Origin of the sequence: Marinobacterium sp. xm-g-48 (assembly GCF_013282925.1) — a bacterium.
Taxonomy (GTDB): Bacteria; Pseudomonadota; Gammaproteobacteria; order Pseudomonadales; family Balneatricaceae; genus Marinobacterium_E.
Window position 1 is genome coordinate 34,676 of sequence record NZ_WBYQ01000011.1, and the last position, 6,354, is coordinate 41,029.

Annotated in this window: 7 protein-coding genes; all 7 read left to right on the forward strand. The window is 46.3% G+C overall.

What is annotated here, in order from left to right; genetic code table 11:
- Nucleotide 1 precedes the first annotated feature (1 nt).
- The 7 genes from XMG48_RS11825 (at nt 2) to XMG48_RS11855 (ending at nt 5,959) form a co-directional block, all read left to right on the forward strand.
- Complete coding sequence (locus XMG48_RS11825) at nt 2-961, forward strand: nucleoside hydrolase (RefSeq protein WP_173482282.1); 960 nt, start codon at nt 2-4, stop codon at nt 959-961.
- A gap of 4 nt (nt 962-965) precedes the next feature.
- Entirely contained in the window at nt 966-1,811 is an 846-nt protein-coding gene (locus XMG48_RS11830; protein ID WP_173482283.1) for an isopenicillin N synthase family oxygenase, read from the forward strand.
- Between the two features lie 98 nt (nt 1,812-1,909).
- Nucleotides 1,910-2,773 (forward strand): A24 family peptidase, encoded by an 864-nt coding sequence (locus XMG48_RS11835; RefSeq protein WP_173482284.1) that lies wholly within the window; start codon nt 1,910-1,912, stop codon nt 2,771-2,773.
- A gap of 39 nt (nt 2,774-2,812) precedes the next feature.
- Nucleotides 2,813-3,577: a CDP-diacylglycerol--serine O-phosphatidyltransferase gene (gene pssA, locus XMG48_RS11840; RefSeq protein ID WP_173482285.1), complete on the forward strand. Its 765-nt coding sequence runs from the start codon at nt 2,813-2,815 to the stop codon at nt 3,575-3,577.
- Nucleotides 3,578-3,674: 97 nt separating this feature from the next.
- Nucleotides 3,675-4,667, forward strand: a complete 993-nt coding sequence (gene msrP / locus XMG48_RS11845) for a protein-methionine-sulfoxide reductase catalytic subunit MsrP (protein ID WP_173482286.1) — start codon at nt 3,675-3,677, stop codon at nt 4,665-4,667.
- Nucleotides 4,658-5,266: a sulfite oxidase heme-binding subunit YedZ gene (locus XMG48_RS11850; RefSeq protein WP_173482287.1), complete on the forward strand. Its 609-nt coding sequence runs from the start codon at nt 4,658-4,660 to the stop codon at nt 5,264-5,266. The genes msrP and XMG48_RS11850 overlap by 10 nt, the downstream gene beginning before the upstream one ends.
- A 90-nt stretch (nt 5,267-5,356) precedes the next feature.
- On the forward strand, nt 5,357-5,959 hold the full coding sequence (locus XMG48_RS11855; protein WP_173482288.1) for a Yip1 family protein: 603 nt from the start codon (nt 5,357-5,359) through the stop codon (nt 5,957-5,959).
- The last annotated feature ends 395 nt before the right edge of the window (nt 5,960-6,354 follow it).

Consider the following 6,354-nt stretch of genomic DNA (forward strand, 5'->3'; position numbering starts at 1 on the left):
AATGGCACAGCACAAGATTATTTTAGACACAGACCCTGGTATCGATGATGCGATGGCGATTTTTACCGCGATGGCACACCCTGATATTGAGCTGTTGGGCCTTACAACAACCTTTGGCAATGTCTCTGTTGATCAGGCTACTCAAAATGCCCTTACGCTGGTTGAGATGGCCGGCTCTGAAACGCCCGTTGCACAGGGTGTTGCGACGCCGATGATCAAGCCTCTAGCGGAATTTCCAGACTTTGTTCATGGAGTCGATGGGTTTGGTAATCTCAATTTAGCACCCCCTAAGAGAACATCGCTCCCTCAATCGGCGGCTGAATTCATTGTCGATCAAGCGAATCAGAACCCGGGTGAGATCGTTATCGTTGCGATTGGTCCTTTGGGTAACTTAGCTCAGGCGCTGCAGCTGGACCCTGAATTACCTAGCAAGATTAAGCAGGTTGTTATTATGGGTGGCGTGATTGCGAGTGATGGGAATGTCTCTCCGGTAGCTGAGGCTAATATTCTCTCTGATCCGCACGCTGCCGATAAAGTGATGGCTGCGGCTTGGCCTTTGGTCATGGTAGGGCTCGATGTAACTCATCAGATTATGTTGCCTCGATCACTGTTTGATCGTATTGCTAAAGAGAACGCCAAGGTGGGTTCATTTATGCAGAGTGCGGCTAAATTCTACATCGACTTTTACTCTAGCGTGCGGAATATTGATGGCTGCTATTCGCATGACGTTTCGGCCCTCGCTTATGTTGTGCATCCTGAGTTATTTGAAACGGTTTCAGGCCCAATCTGTGTTGCGACAGAAGGCGTTGCTATGGGTCAAACCATCATGAGTCGATTTGGCATACCCTATATGCTGGATTATTGGAAAGATCGTCCTGATCAGATGGCCTGCATGGGTGTTGACGATGCTGGCGTGGTCGATTTTTTCGAAACAGCAATGACAAACAGTTACTGGAGCTAGTGGTATGTCGAATTTTTTAGAAGCGGTCGATTATCAATCGGAAGGTGCCAGCGAGGCGTTTGTGAAATCGCTGCATGAGACCGGCTTCGGCGTCCTCAAAAATCACCCTATTGCCGAAGCGCAGGTTCGAGCCATCTACGATCATTGGCAGGCCTTTTTTAATAGCGATCGCAAATCTGACTTTGACTATAACGTCGGTACTCAGGATGGCTTTTTCTCCAGCAAAATTTCTGAAGTGGCGAAAGATCATACAGTTAAAGACATCAAAGAGTATTTTCACTACTACCCCTGGGGGCAGTGCCCTGAAGATTTGCGGGAGGAGTTACAGGCTTACTATTCTCAAACCAGCTCATTAGCCTCTGAGTTGCTAGGCTGGGTCGAAGAGTTTAGCCCTGAAGAGGTGAAAGCAGGCTACCGTGAGCCACTACCCAACATGATCAATGGCAGTGAGCAGACGCTGCTCCGTGTGCTTCACTACCCTCCCTTTGATGGTAATGAAGAACCAGGTGCTATCCGTGCGGCCGCACACGGTGACATAAACCTGCTAACGATTTTGCCGGCGGCCAGTGAGCCAGGTTTGCAGGTTCTCAGCAAAACAGGTGAGTGGCTTGATGTACCGGCTGAGTTTGGTAATTTGATCGTGAACATAGGCGATATGCTGCAAGAGGCATCGGCAGGTTATTTCCCGTCGACCATACATCGAGTGATCAACCCTGTTGGTGGCGCAACCAAAAAATCGCGCATCTCACTGCCGTTGTTTCTTCACCCTAGACCAGATGTGGTTCTATCGGATCGATACACAGCGGATAGCTATTTAAAAGAGCGGCTCAAAGAGTTGGGCGTTATCTGATCCTAAACCCGGCAATGTTCGGGTTTTTTTAGCGCAAAAATATCTGGAATATTCTTTGCATGCTAGGATAACTGGATGATCAATTATAAGGCGATGCAATGAGCGCTTATCTATCGACCCTAGAGTCGATCTATCTCCCTGCAGTGGTTATGTTTTCTCTATTGGTTGGCAGCTTTCTGAATGTTGTGATTCATCGCCTGCCGATTATGATGATGAATAGCTGGCGCCGTGAAGCCGCTGAATTCTTGGATCAGCAGGAGATAAGCGATGATCAACCTATCTCATTGTCTCAGCCACGCTCACGCTGCCCTCAATGCGGACATGCAATACGCTGGTATGAAAACATCCCAATCCTCTCCTATCTGTTAATTTTGAAAGGGCGCTGTTCAGGATGTGCCAGTTCGATCTCTATGCGTTACCCAATGATCGAAGGGTTGACGGCTGTAGTGGGTCTCACTATTGCGCTCTATTTTGGCTTTACTCTTCAGATGTTGGTGATGCTGTTCGTCAGTTACTCTCTGATTGTCTTGATCTTTATCGATGCAGATCATCAGCTGTTGCCCGATCAGATCACCTTGCCCCTTCTTTGGGCGGGTCTACTGGTTAATCTGGTATTTGGCTGGGTCCCGTTGGACTCTGCAGTGACTGGTGCGATGCTTGGCTATCTGGTTCTTTGGCTGGTGTTCTGGCTGTTTAAGTTGGTAACAGGTAAGGAGGGTATGGGCTACGGCGACTTTAAGTTGCTGTCGGCTCTTGGGGCTTGGGGTGGCTATGCGATCCTTCCCGGAATTATTCTGATCTCATCCGTTGCGGGTGTTATCTATGCACTTGTCGGCGCGTTGTTTGGTCGTCAGGATCTCACTAAACCCATGCCGTTTGGCCCATTTTTAGCCTTAGCTGGATGGCTGATGTTGATTTGGGGTGATCAAATTAATCAATGGTATCTGTCGCTTCTTCTATAGATTCGTTAGACTTGCAGCATATTTTTTAAGGGCTTAAACATGACTGACCAGATTGACCCAGAGACGTCTGACGCGACCAGTGAAGATAGCGTAAAGCGACCTCGTGGTATCTATTTGTTACCAAACCTATTTACGACGGGAGCACTGTTCTCAGGTTTCTATGCTGTCATTTCGGGCATGAACGGTCATTTCACTGCAGCGGCAGTCGCCATTTTTGTTGCTATGATTTTTGATGGTTTAGATGGTCGTGTGGCTCGAATGACAAACACACAATCTAAGTTTGGCGCTGAATACGATTCGCTGTCAGATATGGTCTCTTTCGGTGTGGCTCCCGCTCTGGTTAGTTTTACTTGGGTATTACAGAGCTTAGGAAAGTTTGGCTGGGTGGCTGCCTTTATCTACTGCGCCTGTGCTGCACTTCGTTTGGCACGATTTAATACTCAGATTGGCTCTTTGGATAAACGCTACTTTATGGGGCTGCCGAGCCCAGCGGCGGCGGCAACCATTGCTGGATTGATCTGGTTTATGACTGAAAAGGGGATAGACCCAGCCCCATTTGCTTGGTTGATCGCACTCTATGTGGCGCTCATTGGTCTCTCTATGGTGAGTAATGTTCTCTACAACAGCGGTAAAGAGATCAACTTAAAAGGGAAGATCACCTTTGTAAAAATGATTGTGATCGTACTGGTTGTCGCCTTTCTAGCGACAGATCCTGATCTCTACCTGTGGCTTATCTTTCTTGCTTACACTGTATCAGGCCCTATTCAATGGCTGCTTAGAAGTAGAAAACGACAAGCAGAGTAATACATCATTAGAAAGCCACCTTCGGGTGGTTTTTTATTTGTAAGGCATTTGTCAGCTTAGCGACTAATATTAGAGGTATAGCGATAGGAGATTAATTATGTTGATCGGTAAGCCTTCCAAAATTCTAAGCAGTGAAATCACATCTGAATCGGTCTATTTTTCTAGGCGTTCGCTATTGAAAGGACTGGGTTTGGTCGCAGGTGCTGCTTCGATGCCTAGCTATGCGCTGACACAACCCAAGAGTTCCGATCTGCCACTCTATCCTGGTCCTGACTGGTTAAGACCGAAGCTCGAAAGCGCAAAGACAACTTGGAGCGTCGATGAAGAGTTAACGCCTTACGATTCGGTCATTACCTACAACAACTTCTACGAGTTCGGCCTCAATAAAGAGGATCCGTATGAGAGAGCTCAGAATTTTAAGACAGACCCCTGGCAGGTTGAGATAGTGGGTGAGGTAGAGCGCCCGGGTATCTATAACCTGGAGGATCTTCTTGCAAAAGTGGACATAGAAGAGAGGATCTACCGCTTTCGATGCGTAGAGGCATGGTCGATGGTCATTCCTTGGCTCGGTTTCTCTCTGGCTTCACTGATAAAGCAGTTGAATCCAACTTCAAACGCTAAATACGTTGAGTTTGTCACGCTTGAAGACCCAGAGCAGATGCCGGGTCAGCGTTCACTCTTCAGTACCATCGATTGGCCATACAGAGAAGGGTTAAGAATAGATGAGGCAATGCATCCACTGACGTTGTTAGCGGTCGGTGTTTATGGTCAAGCGATGCCTCCACAGAATGGCGCGCCGCTTAGGTTGGTAGTGCCTTGGAAATATGGCTTCAAAAGTATTAAGTCTATCGTGCAGATTCGATTCAGGGAGACCATGCCGCAAAATACTTGGCGCTTAACGGCTTCTCAGGAGTATGGCTTTTATGCCAACGTCAATCCGAATGTAGATCACCCCAGATGGTCGCAAGCGACAGAGAGAAGGCTACCATCATCACTGTTTAATCCGAGAATCATAGAGACTCAAATGTTTAACGGCTATGAAGAGGTCGCACCTCTCTATGCTGGGATGGATCTCTCTAAATGGTATTAACCAGCAGGGGCTTATCTAGACGGCTCATCTGGATAGCACTTTTTACGTCGTTGGCCTTGCCATTGATATGGCTGGTCTACTTGGCCTATAGCAATCAGTTGGGAGCTGATCCAGCGAAAGAGCTTGTCGATGAATTAGGGCAGTGGGCAATTCGGTTTTTGATCCTGACACTCTGTGCATCAACCTTCAGTCGGCGTTTGAATATAAAGTTTTTGCTGCAACATCGGAGAATGGTGGGGCTGTATGCACTCTTTTATGCGGTGCTCCATCTTTTGGCGGTATCGACCTTTATTCTTGGCTGGCGTGTTGATCTGCTGATTAGAGAGTTAACGGATAGGCCCTATATTATGTTGGGTATGGCTGGGCTTTTGTTGCTCATCCCTTTGGGAATTACATCCACAAAAGGGTGGCAGAAAAAATTGGGTCGTAAATGGACAACGCTTCATAAATTGATCTACCCAGCAGCTATGCTAGCGCTGTTACACCTGGTACTACTAATAAGGGCAAGCATTTTAGAGGCGATGATCTATACGCTTTTAATATCTCTACTTTTAATAGAACGATTGTTTAGAAAAAGAAAACCTAAAAAGAGAGAGTGAACTAACACATAAATCCCAGACGTATCCTATATTGAATGTGTTGAATCAATAAAAACAAACTCAAAGTTCAGCTTTGAAAGGAGTGTAACAATGATTCTGCAGCATCTTTCGGGTGTGTTCTATCACCCAGTAAAAGAGTGGAAGTCAATTGATAAAGACTCTTCACTAACACTAAACAATGTCATTATTCAGCTGGTACTGCTGGCACTTATACCACCTATATCGTTATTCATAGGAACTACCCAGGTGGGATGGAGTGTCTCCTATGGTGAATATCACCTGTTGGCGAGCGAATCCGCCTTTGGAGCCGCGGTAGCATTTTACATTGCTATATTAGGCGTCATCGCCGGGTTGACCTACAGCATACGTTGGATGGAGAAAACCTATGGTGCCAACGCGGGTGTTGATGAGTGTGCGCGTTTAGCGCTATACACTGCAACGCCGATGTTGCTGGCAGGGCTCATTGGCCTCTATCCAATGCTGTGGCTCTGCGTGAGTGTCGGAATGTTAGCGGTAGCTTTTAGTGTCTATCTGCTCTACACAGGAGTACCCGTCATAATGCATATTGAAGAGGAGAGAGCGTTTATGTTCTCTACATCAATATTGACGGTTGGTCTTGTAGCGCTTGTCACCATTATGGCTGCGAGCGTTATTCTGTGGAGTACAGTCGTACCGCTGACCATATTAAGTTAAATTTATTTCCCTCAAGGGTTGACGCTCTGTTCAACCTAAGTATAATTCGCGCTCTCGATTACGGAGTCACACCTGATTACAGGTTGATCAGTAACCGAGAGGTGCGAATTAACTGTTTGTTTTTTAAGCAAATAATTGAAAGTTTTTGACGCATAAGACAGTTTTTAATTTTTAAAAAAATATTAAAAACTTGTTGACATGTGATGATGCAATCAATAATATACGCACCTCGCTTGAGACGAGTACTCAAGCAGCCACCAAAAGATCGGTGGCACGCTCTTTAACAATTAATCAGGTAATGCGTGTGGGCGCTTGTTGAGGTTGAGCACAAAAGCTTAACAAGACAAGCAACCTATATGTGAATTCATTTAGCGTAATGTTTTTCTTGAGCAAGA

Bases quoted from the DNA above. Each gene is read 5' to 3' on its own strand.
- pssA (WP_173482285.1), top strand. From the start codon at position 2,813: ATGACTGACCAGATTGACCCAGAGACGTCTGACGCGACCAGTGAAGAT.
- XMG48_RS11855 (WP_173482288.1), top strand. From the start codon at position 5,357: ATGATTCTGCAGCATCTTTCGGGTGTGTTCTATCACCCAGTAAAAGAG.
- XMG48_RS11850 (WP_173482287.1), top strand. From the start codon at position 4,658: ATGGTATTAACCAGCAGGGGCTTATCTAGACGGCTCATCTGGATAGCA.
- msrP (WP_173482286.1), top strand. From the start codon at position 3,675: ATGTTGATCGGTAAGCCTTCCAAAATTCTAAGCAGTGAAATCACATCT.
- XMG48_RS11835 (WP_173482284.1), top strand. From the start codon at position 1,910: ATGAGCGCTTATCTATCGACCCTAGAGTCGATCTATCTCCCTGCAGTG.
- XMG48_RS11830 (WP_173482283.1), top strand. From the start codon at position 966: ATGTCGAATTTTTTAGAAGCGGTCGATTATCAATCGGAAGGTGCCAGC.
- XMG48_RS11825 (WP_173482282.1), top strand. From the start codon at position 2: ATGGCACAGCACAAGATTATTTTAGACACAGACCCTGGTATCGATGAT.